The 18,752-nt window shown below is 43.4% G+C and carries 20 protein-coding genes; 14 read left to right on the top strand and 6 right to left on the bottom strand.

Translation table 11 applies throughout. The annotated features are described in order from the left end of the window. The first annotated feature begins 11 nt into the window (after positions 1-11). From V7K31_RS22775 to V7K31_RS22725, 11 genes are all read left to right on the top strand, one after another. Positions 12-926, top strand: coding sequence for a TauD/TfdA dioxygenase family protein (locus tag V7K31_RS22775; RefSeq protein WP_335097016.1), 915 nt, complete (start codon positions 12-14; stop codon positions 924-926). Positions 927-1,047: 121 nt separating this feature from the next. Then, on the top strand, positions 1,048-1,641 hold the full coding sequence (locus tag V7K31_RS22770) for a glutathione S-transferase family protein (RefSeq protein WP_335097015.1): 594 nt from the start codon (positions 1,048-1,050) through the stop codon (positions 1,639-1,641). 68 nt (positions 1,642-1,709) lie between these two features. Further along, entirely contained in the window at positions 1,710-3,092 is a 1,383-nt protein-coding gene (locus tag V7K31_RS22765) for an LLM class flavin-dependent oxidoreductase (RefSeq protein WP_335097014.1), read from the top strand. Between the two features lie 155 nt (positions 3,093-3,247). Further along, on the top strand, positions 3,248-4,171 hold the full coding sequence (locus V7K31_RS22760; protein WP_335097012.1) for a DMT family transporter: 924 nt from the start codon (positions 3,248-3,250) through the stop codon (positions 4,169-4,171). Between the two features lie 255 nt (positions 4,172-4,426). Beyond that, positions 4,427-4,969: an HAD hydrolase-like protein gene (locus V7K31_RS22755; protein WP_335097010.1), complete on the top strand. Its 543-nt coding sequence runs from the start codon at positions 4,427-4,429 to the stop codon at positions 4,967-4,969. Between the two features lie 179 nt (positions 4,970-5,148). Continuing rightward, positions 5,149-5,925 (top strand): sulfite exporter TauE/SafE family protein, encoded by a 777-nt coding sequence (locus V7K31_RS22750; RefSeq protein ID WP_335097008.1) that lies wholly within the window; start codon positions 5,149-5,151, stop codon positions 5,923-5,925. A 282-nt stretch (positions 5,926-6,207) separates the two neighbouring features. Next, entirely contained in the window at positions 6,208-6,594 is a 387-nt protein-coding gene (gene hpxZ, locus V7K31_RS22745; protein ID WP_335097006.1) for an oxalurate catabolism protein HpxZ, read from the top strand. Positions 6,595-6,605: 11 nt separating this feature from the next. Then, positions 6,606-7,178 carry an O-methyltransferase gene (locus tag V7K31_RS22740; protein WP_335097004.1) on the top strand — a complete coding sequence of 191 codons (573 nt, stop codon included), beginning with the start codon at positions 6,606-6,608 and terminating at the stop codon, positions 7,176-7,178. Between the two features lie 40 nt (positions 7,179-7,218). Next, the gene (locus tag V7K31_RS22735) at positions 7,219-7,782 is read left to right on the top strand and encodes an NUDIX hydrolase (protein ID WP_335097002.1); all 564 of its coding nucleotides are present in this window, start codon (positions 7,219-7,221) and stop codon (positions 7,780-7,782) included. 55 nt (positions 7,783-7,837) lie between these two features. Then, complete coding sequence (locus tag V7K31_RS22730) at positions 7,838-8,653, top strand: class I SAM-dependent methyltransferase (protein ID WP_335097000.1); 816 nt, start codon at positions 7,838-7,840, stop codon at positions 8,651-8,653. Between the two features lie 52 nt (positions 8,654-8,705). Beyond that, on the top strand, positions 8,706-8,918 hold the full coding sequence (locus V7K31_RS22725) for a hypothetical protein (RefSeq protein WP_335096998.1): 213 nt from the start codon (positions 8,706-8,708) through the stop codon (positions 8,916-8,918). Positions 8,919-8,972: 54 nt separating this feature from the next. Here V7K31_RS22725 and hisC read toward each other — a convergent pair whose 3' ends face one another. Then, on the bottom strand, positions 8,973-10,034 hold the full coding sequence (gene hisC, locus V7K31_RS22720; protein WP_335096996.1) for a histidinol-phosphate transaminase: 1,062 nt from the start codon (positions 10,032-10,034) through the stop codon (positions 8,973-8,975). A 166-nt stretch (positions 10,035-10,200) separates the two neighbouring features. On the opposite strand from hisC, the gene V7K31_RS22715 reads away from it, so the two are divergent. The 3 genes from V7K31_RS22715 to V7K31_RS22705 all read left to right on the top strand — a co-directional run bounded on the left by V7K31_RS22715 (position 10,201) and on the right by V7K31_RS22705 (position 12,751). Then, positions 10,201-10,965, top strand: a complete 765-nt coding sequence (locus V7K31_RS22715; RefSeq protein ID WP_335096994.1) for a methyltransferase domain-containing protein — start codon at positions 10,201-10,203, stop codon at positions 10,963-10,965. A 422-nt stretch (positions 10,966-11,387) separates the two neighbouring features. Then, positions 11,388-11,993 carry an rRNA large subunit pseudouridine synthase E gene (locus V7K31_RS22710; RefSeq protein ID WP_335097039.1) on the top strand — a complete coding sequence of 202 codons (606 nt, stop codon included), beginning with the start codon at positions 11,388-11,390 and terminating at the stop codon, positions 11,991-11,993. A 32-nt stretch (positions 11,994-12,025) separates the two neighbouring features. Further along, positions 12,026-12,751, top strand: a complete 726-nt coding sequence (locus V7K31_RS22705) for a gamma-glutamylcyclotransferase (protein ID WP_335096992.1) — start codon at positions 12,026-12,028, stop codon at positions 12,749-12,751. Here the strand turns inward: V7K31_RS22705 and V7K31_RS22700 are convergent. From V7K31_RS22700 to priA, 5 genes are all read right to left on the bottom strand, one after another. Further along, complete coding sequence (locus V7K31_RS22700) at positions 12,729-13,568, bottom strand: class I SAM-dependent methyltransferase (RefSeq protein WP_335096991.1); 840 nt, start codon at positions 13,566-13,568, stop codon at positions 12,729-12,731. The genes V7K31_RS22705 and V7K31_RS22700 overlap by 23 nt on opposite strands. Next, a complete protein-coding gene (locus V7K31_RS22695) occupies positions 13,552-13,848 on the bottom strand; it encodes a DUF120 domain-containing protein (RefSeq protein WP_335096990.1) in 297 nt (98 codons plus the stop codon). Before V7K31_RS22695 ends, V7K31_RS22700 begins: the two co-directional genes overlap by 17 nt. 121 nt (positions 13,849-13,969) lie before the next feature. Continuing rightward, complete coding sequence (locus V7K31_RS22690) at positions 13,970-14,602, bottom strand: TetR/AcrR family transcriptional regulator (RefSeq protein WP_335096989.1); 633 nt, start codon at positions 14,600-14,602, stop codon at positions 13,970-13,972. A gap of 266 nt (positions 14,603-14,868) precedes the next feature. Continuing rightward, positions 14,869-15,366 carry a GNAT family N-acetyltransferase gene (locus V7K31_RS22685; RefSeq protein ID WP_335096987.1) on the bottom strand — a complete coding sequence of 166 codons (498 nt, stop codon included), beginning with the start codon at positions 15,364-15,366 and terminating at the stop codon, positions 14,869-14,871. Positions 15,367-15,537: 171 nt separating this feature from the next. Then, entirely contained in the window at positions 15,538-18,129 is a 2,592-nt protein-coding gene (priA, locus tag V7K31_RS22680; protein WP_335096986.1) for a primosomal protein N', read from the bottom strand. Positions 18,130-18,752: the final 623 nt, after the last annotated feature.

The following is an 18,752-nucleotide window of genomic DNA, read 5'->3' as shown; positions in this document are numbered from 1 at the left end:
GATAAAAATACATGGGTTCTCAACACTTTGACATCAAACCAGTTGCAGGACGTATCGGTGCTGAAATCATCGGTGTTAATCTGAGTTCTAACCTCAGCGATGACATCATCAGCGATATTCGCAAGACTCTAGTCAAATACAAAGTGATCTTTTTCCGTGATCAGCAACAGCTCGATGCTGATGGACAAGTCGCCTTCGCTCGTCGTTTCGGTGAAGTCACTACAGCCCACCCCACTGTACCATCGCTGCCAGAAAATCCAGAAGTCTTAGACCTAAATTATGGTCGCACCACTTCCCGCGCCAATAACTGGCATACCGATGTGACATTCATAGACCGTCCTCCTCTCGGCTCTATCTTACGAGCGCTTGATATTCCCCCAACCGGTGGCGATACAATTTGGGCAAACTCTGTGACTGCATACCAAGATTTACCTACCCATCTGCGTAATCTTGCAGATCAACTTTGGGCAGTACACAGCAACAAATACGATTATGCAACTGGATTCGATCTACCGGAAGATGTCAAGGCTTACCGGGCTGTCTTCACCTCGACTGTATACGAGACTCTGCACCCAGTTGTACGCATCCATCCCGAATCCGGCGAACATGGGCTATTCATCGGCGGATTTGTGCGCCAGTTCCGTGGCTTATCAACAACTGAATCAGATGACATTCTCAGACTGTTACAAGCTTATGTAACACGTCCTGAGAATACAGTTCGGTGGCGTTGGCAAGTTGGTGATGTCGCCTTTTGGGATAACCGAGCTACTCAACATTATGCGATCGCCGATTACGGCGACCAGCCCCGCCACGTTCAACGAGTCACAATTGTCGGCGATCTCCCAGTTGGTATCGATGGTAAACAAAGTGAGGCCATCAAGGGAGACGCTTCTCAGTACAATCGGCGTGAGGCGGTGACTGCGTAATATTTGGGGATTGGGCATTGGGAATAGGGGATGAGTCTTTGATACTCGCGGATGAGTCTTTGAATTCCACTCCCCTTTGCTGGCTTAACCTTCTGCTGACTAATGACGATCGCACTTTTTTATGAAACTCTTCTATACACCTAACTCACCGTATGCACGCATTACACGGGTAGCTGCACTAGAACTGAATCTGTGCGATCGCATCGAAATGCAAAAAGTCACTGTACGAGATCCGAACAGCGACCTACTGAATTACAACCCTACAGGTAAAGTTCCAACGCTAGCGACTGACGACGGATTTATCTTGAGTGAAACACGTATAATATGCGTCTATCTGAATCACTTCAATCCTGAAATAAAACTAGTTGCTGAGATTTCTCATGGCTTTTTACAGCAACTAAAAGGTATGACTGGTGGGTTCATAGATGGCATTGGTGTCTGGGTACGGGAGTTAAGGCGTCCAATCAGTGAGCAGTCTTCTGGGGTGATCGAGTTAGAACAAATGCGCGCCTTGAGAATTTTGGACTACTTCGAGAAGATATCAGATAAACTCGACCAAACTCCGAAACTTGCTCATATAACTCTCGCCTCTGCACTTGGACTAGAGATCCGTCTTCCTGATTTGCAATGGCGACAGAAATATCCAAAACTTGCCTATTGGTACGATGAATTCTCTAAACGATCCTCCATACAAGCAACAATACCAGAGTCCTAATAACTAACACTTTCTTGTTACAAACAAGAGAACGAAAAAAGCAAGAGTACGCCCTCGCAAATAGAAATATGAGTACGAAAAAACAACTTAAACTCGGAGCATTTTTACCCGGTTCCGGTCATCATGTCGCAGCATGGCGGCATCCCAACGCCCAGGCTGACGGAGGTCTGAACTTCCAGCATTACAAGCAGCTGGCACAGACGGCTGAACGGGGCAAATTTGATATGCTTTTCCTCGCAGATGGTTTGGCCGTCTGGGATAGAGGGCAAGGGGCTGAGGCTTTTAGCCGTTCGGGACAATTCAGTGTCCACTTTGAACCTTTAACCTTGTTGTCGGCTCTGTCTGCGGTGACAGAACATATCGGCTTGGTGGCGACATCATCAACGACCTACGATGAACCTTTTCATCTCGCTCGCAAGTTTGCGTCACTGGATTATCTAAGCGGTGGTCGGGCTGGATGGAATCTTGTAACCTCTGCTGCTGAAGCCGCAGCGCAGAATTTCAGCCAAGAAAACCACCTAGAACACTCACTGCGCTATGAACGGGCGAAGGAATTTGTAGATGTTGTCACCAAACTTTGGGACAGTTGGGAAGACGATGCTTTCCTCCACAATAAGGAGTCAGGTATTTACTTCGATGCAGAAAAGTTGCATATTCCCCACCACAAGGGTAAATATTTCTCGGTGCGCGGGCCGCTGAATGTGGCGCGTCCACCGCAGGGGTATCCAGTAATCGTACAAGCTGGATCTTCCGAGGCTGGCCAGGATTTGGCTGCCCAAACAGCAGAGGTGATCTTCACTGCACAGCAGACACTGGCAGAAGCTCAAACGTTCTATGCCAGCGTCAAGGGGAGATTGGCTAAATACGGACGTTCCTCTGACCATCTCAAGATTATGCCAGGGGTATTCCCGGTAATTGGTAAGACTGAGCAGGAAGCTAAGGATAAATATGAGCAACTTCAGGAGTTAATCCATCCCCTAGTAGGATTAGGGCTACTCTCTGGGCTAGTGGGTGGACATGATTTGTCTAAGTATCCCATAGACGGGCCTCTGCCGGATCTGCCAGATACCAACGGTGGCAAAAGCCGCTTGCAGCTGATCACCGATCTTGCCCGCAGAGAGAATTTAACAATCCGACAACTGTATTTATGGATTGCAGGAGCGCGGGGACATCGAACGATTCTCGGAACACCAGAACACATTGCCGATCAGTTAGAAGATTGGTTCGTCAATGGTGGGGCTGATGGATTCAACATCATGCCGCCCTGGTTGCCTGGAGGTTTAGATGAATTCGTGGACTTGGTAATTCCCGAACTGCAACGTCGAGGAATATTTCGTACTGAGTATGAAGGCCGAACCCTGCGCGAAAATCTCGGTTTACTCCGTCCGGGAAACCAGTTCATCACAAATGCGCCTGCTCCTGAACCTGTGGGCGTCGGTTCCTTTGGATAGTTTTGATTGAACAACTGGCAATGTTTTGGAAGCGACGGCTTTGATTTCCTCAAACTTCATCTGGTTTGTTAGGTTTTAGCAATACAATCAGGTCGTCTCTAAGGAAACTTTTTATCGTGTTGGGCATCTTAACGGTTCTTCTATCCTCCTTTGTTTTGACGTTTCACAACGTTACTGTCCGAGTTTTGTTTTCAGAACATCTCGTACTCGGTTTATTTTTACTCGGTGGATACGTTAAACCGGATTTGCAGAATTCCTTCTTGCTGATGTTCATGCGAATGCTGCTGGTGGTTCCACTGATGGCATCTCTATCATTTAAGCTATATCCATCTGCTTGGACTGAATTAAAAGATTTGTTCACCTCCAAGCACAGGGATGTTCTAATCCAAGCTTTGGGCTGTGGGGTACTGATGTTTGTATATATTGCCTCACTCTACATTGCTATTGGCTTGATTCCCACAGGCATTGCCTTGACCCTCTTCTTCACCTATCCCGTATTTACAGCACTGCTATCTTGGAGGTTTTTTGGAGATCGCCCCACATTGTTCCGTTGGCTAGTAATGGGTATTATCCTGGTGGGAAGCGCTCTCACCATTCCCCAATCTTCTGCCACCTACAGCAGTCATATCATTGCGATCGGCATTTTCGCTAGTTTTGGCGCTGGCATCGTTTACGCCTTTTATTGCATCATTGCTCAAAAATGTTTAGAAAAATTCCATCCAGTTCCTTTTACCTGGATCAGTTTTGCCTGCACTCTGCTGCTCTCCGGTTTTAGCTTACTATTCTGGCCAGCTGCGATCGCCCAACTTGACTGGACACCCCTATGGATTGGTAGCATATTTTCGGGTCTAGTTAGCTTTCTCGGACACACTCTAAACAATGTGGGGATTCGGATGGTTGGCGCATCTACCGCCTCCATAATTGGCTCTAGCAGTCCAGCATTGACGGCGCTAGTTGCATGGGTAACTATTAGCGAAACTTTAAACTTGATTCAGAGCGTGGGGATTGGTGTTGTCACATTGGGGATCGCGTTACTTAGTGCAGAAGGCTTTATGAAATCGCTCAAAATTAGAAATTAAATTGGGCATTGGGCATGGGGCATGGCGCATGGGGAATTTTAGAATATTTTAGAGCGCTTCTGGGTTGAGTCCAATACATACCTAACAAGAACAGCCCCAACCTTTGTAGCGTTGGAGAGAGGTCAAAGTCTATTGCATATAAACGAGAACCGCTTTATGTAATACCAATTATCCCAAATAAAGTTAAATATCTAGACCTGGAAATCCAGATTAAACTTGACTTTTTTAATTACGAATTACGAATTAATATAAGATATGCTTTCCTCTGCTATCCTTTTTGATCTAGACGGGACATTAACAGATCCCCAACTTGGCATCACTCGCTGCATTCAGTATGCGCTATCTGAACTCGGTTACAGACCACCGAATGCTGATGAATTGCATTGGTGTATTGAACCACTACTAAAAGATAGCTTTTCGCAGTTGCTGAAAACTTTAGATAGCACAGTAATTGAACAAGCTATTTCACTGTATCGTCGTCGCTTTGCCACGATTAGATTATTTGAAAACTCTCTTTATCCCCAGATTCCAGAAATATTAAAAGCCATTCGTTTTGCTGGTTATAAAACTTTTCTTGCGACTTCTAAACCATACATTTATGCCACGCAGATTATTGAATATTTTGACTTATCGTTCCTTTTTGATGGTGTTTATGGTAGTGAACTTGATGGAACACTAAGCATAAAAGGCGACTTAATTCAACATATTTTACTAACAGAAAAACTTTTACCTTCTACTGTGGTGATGGTAGGCGATAACTTCGTTAAGCTTTCCTGCGGAATGCTGCGCGAACGCTAACGCTCACATGACATCATTAGAGCCAAGCACCATCACATTGCTTCAATTGGTGTTACCTATGGCTATGGAACTGAGGAGGAATTGAAAGCTCATGGTGTTGACTTGATTGCCCATTCGCCAAGTGAGATTCACAGATTAATAATTCGTAATTCGTAATTCGTAATTCGTAATTTAAAATAATGCCGCCATCATTAACGTTTATTCATAGCTTACTTCTCTTTAGTACCGCTTTCCTTGCAGGCGGGTTAAATGCTGTAGCGGGTGGTGGAAGCTTTATCACATTTCCAACTCTCATCTTTACGGGTGTACCGCCGATCGCAGCTAATACCACGAATAATACTGCGATGTGGGTGGCGGCTTTAGCAAGTGCTGGAGCATATCGTCAAGATTTAGGCATCGAGCGGCGAGATTTTTTAGTTCTATGTGGTATCAGTTTAGTTGGTGGCATGATTGGCTCCATCGCTTTGTTATATACATCGCCAGATGTCTTTAAAAAGCTAATTCCCTATCTGTTGCTGCTGGCAACACTTGTATTTACCTTTGGCGAACCTTTCAAAAAGTGGTTGCAGCGTCAAAACCAGGATAAATCACCGAAATCTGTCCCCTTGTTTAATTTGGTACTGGCTCAACTAGCGATCGCAATCTATGGCGGTTTCTTCGGCGCAGGTTTAGGAATTTTAATGCTAGCAACTCTGACATTTTTAGGCATCAAAAGTATTCACACAATGAACGCTTTTAAGACATTTTTAGGGAGTTGTATCAATGGTATTGCGATCGTTCCATTTATTTTTGCAGGTGTGATTGCTTGGCATCAAGCTATTTTGATGGCCGTGGGTGGTTCCCTTGGTGGTTATTTAAGCGCTCACTATGCCCGTAAACTTGAACCCCACTTAATTCGGAAATTTGTCATGATTGTTGCCTTCAGCATGACTGCCTACTTTTTTATTCACGGTTAACGACTGGGAACTATTTAGGGTTGATATATGGAAGCATCAAGAAAATCGCAAGTCATGCTGCGTGCTTTTAGTTCCAGAAATTTTCGCTTATACTACATAGGTCATTAGGAGTTTAAAAGAAAATATGACTTACGCAAAATATCTCTGAAACTCTGATTTCTCCGTGTCCTCAGCGCCTCTGCGGTTCGTGATTCCGTAACTCCTGCGTAAGTCCTAGAAAAATAGCTCTGGCTATTTGAAAGAGTGCATAATCAGGCATAACACCAAAAATTGGTAACAACAATGACTACCGTAAATGATCCTACTGTTGTAACTGAAGTAACTGAGTTGTACCTCAAGTATGAAGAAGCCCTTTGTAATAACAATTTGGAGGTGATGGATAGCTTATTTTGGGATGCACCCGAAGTAGTGCGGTTTGGCATCACAGAAAACCTCTATGGCGGTGATGAAATTCGTAACTTTCGCGCCTCTCGATCAAACCCGAAAATAGAGCGAGAAATCTTGAATCTCAAGGTTGTAACTTTTGGGAAAGATGCAGCAACAGTGACATTAGAGTTTCGCCGCAATATTAATGGTATAGAACGTTTCGGGCGACAAAGCCAGACTTGGTACAGGTTTTCTGAGGGATGGAAAGTGGTTTCAGCCCATGTTTCATTATTGCCAGTGTAAATTTAAAAACTATGACTAGCATTACCGAAATTGCGCCAGTGGTGCAACAAGCAGAATCCTTAGCTGCACAACTTGAGTTTACCCAATCTTCGCTCCCGGAAGTTGGTCGCTTGTTGCACGTCCTCACCAGCCACATTACACAGGGTCAAATTGGCGAGATTGGTAGTGGATGCGGAGTTGGTGCAGCGTGGATTGTGAGTGCATTACGCCCAGATACTACATTCATTACGATTGAAAGCGATCGCCAGCTTGCTAAACTTGTGCAACAGCTATTTGCAGATAAGTCTAATGTCCGCGCACTTCAAGGTGACTGGCGCGACTTGCTCACCTATGCTCCCTTTGATTTGTTATTTGCCGATGGCGGAAAGGCAAAACTCAGCGAACCTCAAACATTAATAAATGCTCTCAAACCAGGAGGCTTTATTTTGCTAGACGATCTCACACCCGAAGAATACTGGCCTCCAGAATGGCACGGACGAACAGATCCAATCAGGGAATTTTGGCTCAAAGATCCTCGGATTGCTGCCACAGAAATCCGCGTGACAGCAAAAAACTCAGTGATTCTAGCAACACGTATTCAATAGAAATAATTACTGTAAAAAGCAGACAAATAGAGGTTTAAATATGGTAAATTCATTTGATTGGATTGTATTAAAATCTAGACAGATAGTAAAAGATAGATGGATTTCAGTCCGGTCTGATACTTGCCAAATGCCCAACGGAACAATAGTTGACCCCTATTATATTCTTGAATATCCAACATGGGTCAATGTTGTAGCTTTAACGAAAAATCAGGAAGTTATTTTAGTAAAACAATATCGCCACGGTCTGAAAAAGACAATTATAGAATTGCCTAGTGGTGCTGTAGAGGCTGAAGATATTTTACCAGTGGAAGCTGCAAAACGCGAATTATTGGAAGAGACTGGTTACACTAGCAATAATTTTATTGAAACTGGTATATTATCACCAAATCCAGCTAATCATACCAACTTAACCCATTGTTTTTTAGCAATAAATGTAGAACGTGTAGCTGATTTGAAGTTAGACATTACAGAACAAATTGATGTAGTTATATTGCCTATAAAAAAACTAATAGAAAATATTGATAATGGTATCTTAGTACAAACATTACATATTAGTTCATTATTCTTTGCTCTAAAAAAACTTGGTAAAGTGCAATTTTCTTAGTCATCTGACTGTATTTGCCTTTGTCAATAACCATCACAAAAGGATAAAAGATAGCATGACTGCAACAATTTCATTCGATCGCGTTTCTGATATCTACGATGCCACACGAAAACTACCCCCAGGTATTTCCGAGCAAATCACAGATTTTATCCTCAATCTAGTTTCACCAACAGCAGAAACCAAATTCTATGAAGCAGGTATCGGCACTGGTAGAATTGCTGTCCCGATCGCAAAAAAAGGCTATTCCTACACTGGTGTTGATATCTCTGAAAAAATGCTAGCTGAGTTGCACCAAAAACTAGAGGGTGTGTCTCACCAACTTACAGCAATCAAGGGAGATGCAACATCTCTACCATTTGCTGATAACTCTTTCGATGTGGCGTTGACAGTTCATGTGTTTCACTTGGTTTCTGCTTGGAAGCAAGCACTAGCAGAAATTCGCCGAGTCCTCAAGCCAGGAGGAATTTACCTCTACACTCACGGTAATATGAATTTTAGCAAAGTTAATGAACATGTGAATCAGGGTAGGTTTGATTTTCAGCAACGTTGGCAAGATATTATTTCTAGCTATGATTACCCTTTACCTGGCTATGGTGCAACAGAAGAAGAAGTTTTAGGTGAGTTGCACGAACAAGGAGCAAATTTAGAAACAGTGGTTGCAGCCAAATGGCAATCTGAACTGACTGTGGGTAAATTGCTTGAATATTATAGAAACAAGATTTATGGCAATACCTGGCACATCCCGGATGATATCTTTGCCCGTGCAATTCAAGATTTGCAAGACTGGGCTTTGCAACACTACGGCTCTTTAGACTACGATTTGTCTGGTGAAAGTAGGTTCAAGATTGTTGTAGTACGCAACTGGGCTTAATACAGTTTTGCATAGAAACGTAGCATTTTGAATGCAGAGGAACGCATTAACAATGCAAGCCGATGCATTAACAATGCAAGCCAATGTATTAACAATACAAGCCGATGCATTAACAATACAAGCCGATGCATTAACAATACAAGCCGATGCATTAACAATGCAATCCGATGCATTAACAATACAAGCCGATGCATTGTTAATGCAGTGTATTGCCAAAATTAATTCGCTACGAATTAATGAAATGCTGTACTTAAAATTGGATTAAACTCTCATGATATTAGAAACCGATCGCTTACTATTACGGGAAATTTCTCCCTCCCTAATCCCTACTCCACAACAAATAAATCAGCGCCTCTACTAAAGCTTGATTTTGTTCATCGGTGCCAACAGTAATGCGTAATTTATCATCTAGTCCAGGCTGCTTGAAGTAGCGGATTAAAATTCCCCGTTCCTTCAGTTTTTGATAGAGATATTCTGCGTTTCTTTGTGGAGGTTGTGCTAGCAAAAAGTTAGCTTGAGAATCCCAGATATGAAAACCTAATTGTTTTAAGTCTGTGGCTAGCTGATTTCGTGATGTTTTAATCTTTGCTACACAAGCATTTTTATAAGCTTGGTCGGTAATAGCAGCCGTGCCAATTGCACAAGCGATCGCATCAATATTATAGCTATCTTTCACCTTAAACAATCCCTGCAACAACTTGGGATTTGCCACCGCAAACCCCAGGCGCAATCCCGCCAACGAGTACCCTTTAGATAGTGTGCGAATTACGATAACGTTTTCGTATTCCTTTACCAAAGCCAATGCATTCTCTTTGGTAAAATCTACATAAGCTTCATCAATCACTAAAACTCCAGATAACTGGCTGGCTAATTTTCGCAGATCATTTGTTGCCACCACATGCCCCGATGGACTATTAGGCGATGCAATAAATGTCACAGAACCATTCACAGCAACCAGTTCTTCCAAAGGTAAACTGTAATCCTCGCTGTAGGGAATCTCAATAATTTCCGCAGCTTGCATTTCTGTTAATGTGCGATATAGGACGTAAGTTGGCATCGGATAAACTACTTTCTTCCCAGGTTCTATACAAGCTCGAATGATCACACTCAACAATTCGTCACTACCATTTCCGACAATTATCCAATCGCTAGGAACTCCTAAAACTTTACTTGCAGCTTGCCGAAACTCTCCCCCAAAAGGTTCTGGATATCGCCGCAACCACTCGCCATCGATATTTTGTAACACAGCTAATGCCGCAGGGGAAGGAGGATAGGGGTTTTCGTTACTGTTGAGTTTAATAATCTGTGTACCGCGTTGGGGCTGCTCACCTGGGACATAGCTAGCCATTGCATCAACGTTGGAGCGAAAGTAATTAGTCATAGGGCACTTGTACTGAGCTTGTCTTGAGCGTAGCCGAAGGGCGACGTCGAAGTATTGGGTGTGTATCTTAAGCAAATTTCAACCCACAATTTATGACGATATCGTTTTTTATCGTTTACATCAAAAAATACGGCTTTATAAATTACGAATTAGGAATTATCAACAGATGCCAGATAAATGGAATCCAGAACTATACGAACGATTTGAGTCAGAGAGAAGTCGCCCGTTCTACGACTTGGTAAATATGATACATCCGCAAGAAAACTTACGAGTTCTCGATTTAGGATGTGGAACCGGAAAGTTAACGAAGTATCTGCACGACACCTTAGCAGCACAGGAGACTTTAGGGATAGATGCTTCTGAGAAAATGCTGCAAAAGGCTCGTCAGTTTGAAGGTAACGGACTACGGTTTGAGCAAGGAAAAATTGAGGAAAACCCAGGAGATGGGGAGTTTGATGTGATATTTTCTAATGCGGCATTGCAGTGGTTGACGGAACATGAGGCGTTATTTGAGAAATTGCGGGGCAAGTTAAAACCTGGTGGACAGCTTGCTGTACAAATACCAACGATGGATAATGAGCCAGTGCATAAGATGGCAGTTGAGACTGCAAAAGAATTTAGTCAAGAACTGGGAGGATATGTGCGGCGTTTAGAGGTACTTTCTCCAGAAACATACGCCAAACTGCTTTATAAATTGGGGTTTGTGAAGCAGGAAGTAAAGCTTCAGATTTATGGACATGTGCTGCCTTCACGAGAAGCCGTAGTAGAGTGGTATCGCGGGACACTGCTAACGGCATATGAATCGCAGCTAGATGTCCAAACCTATGAACGATTTGTAAAACGTTATCAGCAGAAACTGTTCAAGTTGCTAGAAGATGAGCGTCCGTTCTTTTTCCCCTATAAACGCATCTTAATGTGGGGACATATTTGAAGGCTTCAAACCCCTTTAAAACCCAATACGCTTGGGTTAAGGATAATTGTAGTTAAGGATAATTGTAGGTTGGGTTGAACGTAGTGAAACCCAACAAAGTACCGAAAATGTTGGGTTTCGTCCCTCAACCCAACCTACGCTGGTTTTGGTTTTTGACTTTAACCCAAGCGTATTGCTTTAAAACCTCCTTTCTAGCCAGAGGCTGGAAATGCCCCTCAATTGCGGCTCTGCCGCCTCAATGAGAGGCATTCCCAGTCGGAGACTGGGAACGAGATAATCTATAAAACTGGAAGTCCCGTTAGAGAATAGAAGCAGGGGAAGCAGAGAGCAGAGGAGCAAGAGAAGAATAACAATATCCAATGCCCAATGCCCAATGCCCAATGCCCCATGCCCCATGCCCAATGCCCAATGCCCCATGCCCAATGACAAATCATTACCGATATATTATTTTTTACAAACCCTATGGCGTTCTCAGCCAGTTTACAAAAGATGCTCCCACACATAGCACCCTGAAAGATTATATTAATCTACCTGATGTGTATCCTGTGGGACGCTTGGACTGGGATAGTGAAGGGTTGCTGTTATTAACCAACGATGGACAATTGCAACATCGCCTCGCTCATCCGCGTTTTGGTCATAAACGTACTTACTGGGTACAAATAGAGCGAATTCCAGATGCAGATGCGATAAAAAGGTTGCAAACAGGGGTGGAAATTCAAGATTACCGCACTCAACCAGCAGAAGTTACGCTCTTACCAACAGAGCCACAGCTACCTGAACGCAACCCGCCGATTAGATTTCGCAAAAATGTACCGACAGCTTGGTTAGAAATGACCTTGACTGAGGGAAAAAACCGCCAAGTACGGCGCATGACTGCGGCTGTAGGGTTTCCAACTTTGCGGCTGGTCAGGGTCAGCATAGCCCATTTACAATTAGATGACCTAGAATTGGGTCAATGGCGCGACCTCACTACATCTGAACTCCAATTTATGCATCAAAATTTTAGTAAATCGAAAAATTTTGCGTAAGTCCGATTACAGAAAAGGAAATAATCTACATTATGTCACTCAGTCGTAGCGACCTGGAAGCCGGAAATCAACAGACCAGACTCTTAGAGGCATCACACTCTGGAATCAAGCTAACTACCCTGAGCGAAGATGAGTTACAGCGATCGCTCGATGATACACTACAACAGCAACCACCAAATTCTGATATCTGGATATTTGCCTACGGTTCGCTGATTTGGAATCCCCTAATTACATACGTCGAGCGTCGTGCTGGAATCATTTATGGTTGGCATCGGCGCTTCTGTACATGGATGATCCTTGGTCGCGGCACTCCAGAGAATCCCGGATTGCTCTTAGGACTTGATCGGGGCGGTAGCTGTCGTGGTATTATTTATCGGATTGCTGCTGCTGATGTACCATCCGAATTACTGCTGATTTGGCGACGGGAGATGTTGGCTGGTGTCTACCTTGCTCGTTGGGTAAAAGTGTTTGATGGTACGCAAGAATTCCCAGCGATCGCCTTTGTTGCCAATCGCCAACATCCCAGGTACGCTGATCAAATACCATTAACAACCACTGTTAATAGTATTGCCACTGCATCGGGAAAATTGGGTTCCTGCGCTGATTATCTCATGAAAACTGTCGATGGATTAATCGCAGAAGGCATTAAAGATAGACAATTACTTTTGTTACGCAAACAAGTGCTGGCAAAACAACAAGCGAATTTAGTTAGTGGCGATCACTCTACTTTACCGCCTATTTACGGGCAACAGCCATGATGTGAGCGCTCATCCCCAATATAGAGGGTTCGGTTTCTAACCAACGAATCGCTTCTAAAAGGCGATCGCGGCGACCTAGCTCATTCCAGTGTTCCTGAAAGTTTTGTAGTAACCAGCCTGGGCCTTCAATCGCTAAAGTCTTTTCAAAATGTAAACCCGCTTCTTCAACCTCTGCTCTGAGTTCTTCAGGATGATGAAAGAAGGTTTTTGTGAAGTAGTTAGGATGGTTATTTGGGTTGCGGTGTTGACCATCAATCAGATCCTGTTTAACAATCTCTGCAAACTCTGGATCATCTAAATGTCCCCGAAATAAACCATCTAAGGTTGAAGCAAAGCGAGAAACTCCCACCGCGAAAGCAAAACCTCCAGTTTTTAAGATGCGATGAGCTTCACGCAAAGCAATAATACGATCTGTGCGCTCAGTCAGATGATACAAAGGCCCCAGTAAGACAACAGCATCAACACTATTATCCGCCCGATTCAGTTGACGAGCATCTCCAACTGCCAAACTAGCTAAAGGATATTCCGGTTGAGCTTGAGACAAATGTCGGGCTTGCTCTATGTGCAAAGGAACCGCATCAATCAGATGGACTTCATAGCCCTGTTCAGCCAGCCAAAAAGAATAGACGCCAGCGCCACCGCCAACATCGAAAATCACTGCGGGAGAAGGTGGTAGGTAGCGGCTAATAAGTTCTTGGCTTCGGGCTAATTCCAGCAAACCTGCACCTTTTGATAACCGCTCTTGCTCCCGACCACTCGCGTAATGGATTAACGCTTCATCTGCAAGCAGATTGTTTAATTTAGATAAATCTGACATCAGAAATCTCAACTTCAATCAAGTCATTATCTTTAAGGTTATATAGCTCCCGAAGTTTAACATCGCAAGCTATCTCAATAATTGTTTTCGGATGATCTCCACTCTCAGTATTGTTTTTGTCTGTTCTTAAGATAAAAGCATCTCTTCCAAATATCTCACAGGGAACAATGCTAACAGAAACAGTCCCTTCATATTCTTCCTTTTCCAGACGAATTACATTTTTCGGGAGATGGTAAGGTTGATCTAGCTGAATATTTAAAGTTCCAGGAAAAAATTTCATTCACGTTTTTCTCAAGTAATATTCCTGGAGTTTCTCAATCCAGTAAGAAAAGTTTCCTAAACCACTGACAACTTTTCCTTTCAATATTTTTATATATCTTAATTATTGTCTAATTTGGCTTCTAGCTTACAGTCCTATTGACAACTGAGAGTGGAGTGACACTGATACCGCGCACAAAAATATCTACACAGGTTTCAATATAGTCCTCACAACTATAGCTACCTTGATTGAATTTTGCACTGCGGCATAGCATTCCAGCTAACAGCATTCCTTTAAACATATCGACTGCTGGAAATGGATCAAGGTCTGCTCTGACGGTGCCTCGTTTCTGACTCGATTGCAGGTAAGCTACCAGTTTTTCTCCTAAGAGCTTGGCAGCTTCTTGAATCACTTGTTTGGCTTCTTCTGGATGACGTTTAGCTTCTCCAATGAAAGTACGAATTAAGTCTTCCTGTGCCTCTAACATCGTATTATAAAGATGGGCATAGTGTCTTAAATCAATTTTTAGATCCTGTGTCCACGCTTCGGGGTGTGCAAGGGCTTCTGTCTGGAGTGCAAAGGCATTTTCGATTACTGCTGCCAGAAGTTGTTCTTTGCTAGCAAAGTGGCGAAATAAAGTCACCTCATTCACATCAGCAACACGAGCTATTTCACGGGTAGTTGCTCCTTGAACACCTAAACTAGCAAATACCTGCGAGGCAGCTTCTATCAAACGTGTACGGGTGAGAGTTGATGAACGGATGCTTTTATTCATTTGTGCTGGCAAGTACTTACTTACATCATAGGTTATGTAGGAAGTGGCGGGGCAGAGCCGCAAGAGCAACTTTGGGCAAAATCTAAAATTAAATGACAGAGCAAGTGACTTGATTGCTCTTTTCAATTCTTTAATCTAAAATCTGTTTTGAAAAGTTTGCTCAAACCCCTCCACCCCGGCACGCAACTTTTGTCTCCGACACACTCTTCGCGTTCGCAAAATCCTTGCATTGTTTGACTCCTGAATTCTGACGAATGTATTCTTCTTCAATTCGGTGCGGTAGCTAATGTTTTACTCATTTGAGTAACTGGGACAACTACCCCACTTCTTAAATAAAGAGGCGCTCTTTGGATGGCAGTAAATCCTAGTCGTAAATAAAACCCTTCGGCATAAAGACTAGCAATTGTAATTACCTTATCTATACCTTGCTCAGTTGCTTGCTCGCAAAAATGTTGAACTAAAGCACGCCCAATTCCTTTGCCTTGATATTTAGGATGGACATACAGCCCGATGAGTTCATCAACAAAAAAACTAGCAAAACCTATAACAAAATCTCCCTTGCTCGCAACCCAGAAAGTTTCTACTTTCATCCTCTTCAAGATATTTGAACCATCAGGTTTATCGCGGTAATTACGCCAAGCTAAAAGTTCTTTTTGGGTGTAGAAAGTTGCAGGCAAAGTTTTGATAGCAGCAATACGAATTGCACTCAGCACCCACGCATCTGTTTCCTGGGCAGGTCGAAAAGATATTTCGTTATAGCTCATAAGTTCAGGGCTGGCATTCAGATTAAATACCTATTGACTTTTTGGTATGTTATTAAGAGAGTTATAGCGGTTCTCAGTTGAGTGAGGTACAAGAACCCCACCCCCAACCCCCTCCCCGCTCTTCGAGAGGGCTATGATGCACCTCATTTGATTAGGAAACGCTATACCCAATTACATAATATTGATGGGGTCTACATCAATGGTCAAGCTAACAGATTGGGGACAAAGCGATCGCACTTCTTCCCAATCTGGCAATTGTGGCAATGCATCGGGGGCAAATTTAATCAATATTTGCCAGCGATAACGATTAGCTACCCGTAAAATACTCGCTGGTGCTGGGCCTAATATCTCAAATTCTTCTTCTGTACTCAAGGCTGTGGCAATAATTTGCGCCGTATTCTGCACTTGAATGGGATCAAGACTACTTAAACGCAATAAAATTAACCGCCCATAAGGGGGATAATTGAGTGCTTGGCGTTGTTCTAACTCAGCTTGAGAGAAAGACAGATAATCGTGCGATCGCACTGCTGCAATTACCTGATGCTCTGTAGTATAAGTCTGCACAATTACCCTACCCGGATCATCGCCTCTCCCAGCACGTCCAGCGACTTGAGTCAAGGTTTGAAATGCCCGTTCACTGGCGCGATAATCTGATAAATTTAGCAATCCATCCGCAGCAACGACGCCGACAAGTGTCACCTGTGGTAAATCTAAACCTTTGGTAAGCATTTGCGTTCCTACTAATAAATCCGCTTCACCGTTGGCAAATTGGGTAAGTAGGGTACGGTGTGAGCCTTTGTTGCGGGTGGTATCGCTATCAAAGCGAATCAAGCGCAATTCTGGGAATTGTCGCGCTAATTCTTGCGTGACTCGTTGAGTACCGCTACCAAAAAATTTCAGGTAAGGGGAACTACAATCAGGGCAGAATTTGGGATGCGATCGCGCATAGTTACAATAATGACAACGCAATAATTCCGGCGCTTTTTCTTCGGTGTGGTGATAGGCTAACGACACATCACAGTGCGGACATTCCAACACATATCCACAACTGCGGCAAGATACAAAAGTACTGTGTCCCCGGCGATGGATAAATAAAATCCCCTGTTGTTTTCTCTCTTGCAACTGTTGCAAAGCTGCTTGTAGCGATCTACTAAATATAGAACGATTTCCCTGCTGCAACTCTTGCCGCATATCGACGATTTCCACTGGCGGGAGAGGGCGCGAGTTGATGCGTTCGGGCAAACTTAAGTAATAATTCCTGCCTCCTGAATTCTGATTTAGGAGTGATGAGTTAAAATTCCTTTCCTGTCCCCCCTCTCTGCTTGCGGAGAGGGGGCTAGGGGGTGAGGTTCCGACGCTTACCCAACTCTCCAACGAAGGGGTAGCGGAACCCAACACCAAGGGACAATTTTCTAATTCTGCTCGCCACTGGGCGACGGTACGGGCGTGGTAGGTGGGTATGGGGGAGTCTTGCTTAAAGCTGCTGTCGTGTTCTTCATCTAAGATGATTAAACCCAATTTAGGCAAAGGGGCGAAAACGGCGCTGCGGGTACCAATGACAACTTGGGGTTCTCCTGTGAGCATTTGTCGCCAAGTGTCGTAACGTTCACCATCTGAGAGGGCGCTGTGATAGACGCTGACTTTATTACCAAAACGGGCGCGAAAACGATCAGTTAGCTGGGGTGTGAGGCCAATTTCTGGGACTAAGACAAGGGCGGATTTGCCTTGGTTGAGCAGGGGTGCGATCGCTTGCAAATATACTTCGGTTTTTCCCGAACCTGTCACCCCATGCAACAAAACTTGAGCAAATCTATCTAGTGTCTGGATTGTTTCTAAGGCGCTAGCTTGGGCTGCATTTAATGACTTTGGTTGATCTTGAGCGAATGCTGGGCCTTGTTCTGTTCGTAATACTTCCCGTTCTTCGATGACGATGTAACCCTTTTGGGCGATCGTCTTGAGGGTAGAGGAACTAGCATTGCAAATTTGCAATAATTCATTTTGCCATAACTCGCCACCACGCCGCCGCAGCACTTCTAAAATCTCTCGTTGGCGAGTAGTTAAATCATGATCGATTGTACCTATGAGCGTGACTGCTTTTTGAAGCTTTGGTCGAGTTAGTCGTGGTGGTTCTAAGTAGCTTTCTACTAAACCGAATCGTAACAACTCCCGAATTCCCCGATAAGCAGATTTGACTTTTTGTTGGAGGTAGACGAAACTGTAGTCTCCTACCGACTGCGCTTGTAAAAGTTCCCAAATTTGCCGCGCAGTTGGAGTCAGAAAAGCTGAAGGATTGGGAGATGCCAGTAAATAATTACTTCCCTCTGCCCCTCTGCCTCTAATGACGCGGATACGACGCTGCGATCGCCCCAGCAACCCTGGTGGCAGAGCAACCCGGATCACTTGAATCAGAGGCGTATAGTAATATGCAGCAACTCGATTGAGTAATTCCCAATAAGCACTTGGGAAAAATCCAACGCTGACTATATCTTCTACTTCCCGGATTTTTTCTGGTGGTAAATCGACATTTGGTTGTGACAGTAACCGAATAGCGATCGCTCCTAATTGTTGCGCTCCAAATGGCACACTCAGAATATCCCCTGGTTTTATTTCTAACTGGGCTGGCAATCGATAAGTAAATAGTCCTATACTTCCTGGACAGTCTACCAATACTTCAACCCACCTATTAAGAATTGTACTCGACTGGTACGATTCACTAGGTTCAGCCACCACTAAAGGAGATAAATTTACGTTATTAATATACATATCTGCTGACTTTATAGTTTAACATTTTAGTCACAATTAACCTAGCTAATTAAACTCTAATTTTTTGCTTTTTTGGACTCAAATGGTATTTCCCAATACTGTTATCCTTCATAATACTTGATAAGTTTCCTCTTATGTAATCTACTAGACAATTTTGCCTCTTCTATACGTGCAATAAATATTTTGTGCCTACCTTACAAATAAAAGCATCTCGGCTAAATCTCCAAAAGTTACTCCAACTACTAAATAGGGAGTAGCCTTTTTCCGCCTATCGATAGATATTCAACCCTTTCTGTATATGAGATTATTTTATACATGAGCATCCCGAAATTAAACTGCCATTATTGTAATTTCTATCATGTCGGTAACTTTAAATCGGGAATGCATAATCCCAGCAGCAGGTTTTCGATTTATCCAGTGGCTTCCAACCCCTAAACATTAAAATTGTTTAGAAAAATATATGAAAGTTTAGGAAATTGGGATGGTTAGCTGAGATTTTTATATTTGTTAAGGTTGAGAAAGTTTGAGGAGGATTTGACATATTTGATAATTCCGAAAAAAATGAAGAATATATATGTTGTGAGCCTGAGAAGAAAGTTTTGTTGGGTATCAAGGCTAGTTTA

It is taken from the genome of Nostoc sp. (genome assembly GCF_036917675.1).
Taxonomy (GTDB): Bacteria; Cyanobacteriota; Cyanobacteriia; order Cyanobacteriales; family Nostocaceae; genus Nostoc.
This window is presented reverse-complemented; position numbering and strand designations above follow the sequence as displayed.